The organism is Thauera sp. 63 (assembly GCF_000310165.2).
Lineage (GTDB): Bacteria > Pseudomonadota > Gammaproteobacteria > Burkholderiales > Rhodocyclaceae > Thauera > Thauera humireducens.
Genome location: NZ_AMXC01000077.1, coordinates 1 through 1,302, shown reverse-complemented (window position 1 = coordinate 1,302; position 1,302 = coordinate 1). Strand labels below are relative to the sequence as shown.

1 protein-coding gene is annotated in these 1,302 nt (G+C 65.4%); it reads left to right on the top strand.

The annotated features are described in order from the left end of the window. The first annotated feature begins 50 nt into the window (after positions 1-50). Positions 51-1,292 (top strand): IS4 family transposase, encoded by a 1,242-nt coding sequence (locus tag C664_RS20005; RefSeq protein ID WP_320415431.1) that lies wholly within the window; start codon positions 51-53, stop codon positions 1,290-1,292. Positions 1,293-1,302 lie beyond the last annotated feature (10 nt).

Here is a 1,302-nt window from a genome sequence, read left to right as displayed (position 1 = left end):
GGTAAAATGGCGTTCGTTAAGTCATTGATAAATAGACAATATGAACTCGAATACTCGACCACGAGTCGCTGCTGTCCGAGTTCGCTGACTTTCTGCTCGACCCCGCGCTGGCCGAGCAGGTACGTCTTCGGCCTGGGGCCTTCACCCGCGATCGCAAGCTCACCCTGCCGCGCCTGGCGGCCATGATGATCTCGGGCATGTGCGCGAGCGTTCAAGCCGAACTCGACGCCTTTTTCGGTCGCCTGCATGCGGTGCCCGGGCGGATCCGCGAGGTCAGCGCACAGGCCTTCAGCAAGGCCCGCCAGGGATTTTCGGGCCGGCTGTTCGAATTGGCCAGTGCGCACCTGCTGCACCTGGCGCGCCCGCACATAGAGGCGGCACGCTGGAATGGCCGCCGCGTGGTGGCGGCTGATGCGTCGCGCCTGCGTGTGTCGACACGCAAGACGGCCGCACTGACGGCGGACCACTACGCGTTTGCCTTGTTTCTGCCGGGCACCGAACTCACGCTGCACGCCAGTCTGCATCCGGCCGACGGCTCGGAGCGGCAGATGCTGTTCGAGCCGCTCGACGCACTCGATCCGGCGCAGGATCTGCTCGTGCTCGACCGAGGTTACGTCGGCAACACCATGGCAGCGACGCTGGCGCAACACGGCATGGCCTTCTGTCTGCGCGTCGATGCCAGCGGCTGGCGTTGCGTCGCCGACTTCCGACGCTCGAACGAGGCCGAGCGCGTGGTCACACTGTCGCCGCCCACCGCACGCGATGCCAGCACGTTCGATCTGGCCCGCACCGCCACCACCGTGCGCCTGATCCGCAACATCGCTCCGAACGGCCAGATCCGCGTCCTGATGACCAACCTGCTCGATGCCCAGTCGTATCCGGCCGCGCAGTTCAGCGCGCTCTATCACCAGCGCTGGCGCGTCGAGGAGGCCTTCAAGCGCATCAAGCATCGTCTGCGCCTCGAGGCCACGACGGGGTTGAACTACCTCGCCCTGCAGCAGGACTTCGCCGCCAAGATCCTGGCCGACAACCTGTGCGCACTGCTCAGCGGCAGCGGCACTGACGACGCCATCCAGACCGGCTCCCGCCCGAATCGCACCTACGCATTCGGCGCACTCAAGCCCATCCTCGCCGGGTGCCTGCTCGGCATCGCTCAGGCATGGGCGGCATTGCCCGATACCCTGGCCGCCATGGGCCGCAGTCGATGCCGCATCCAGCCAGGCAGAAGCTACCCACGACCGCCCCGAAGCAAGCCACATTTGCATATGTCCTATAAGGGAGCGTTAAGTTGAGAGCATTGGG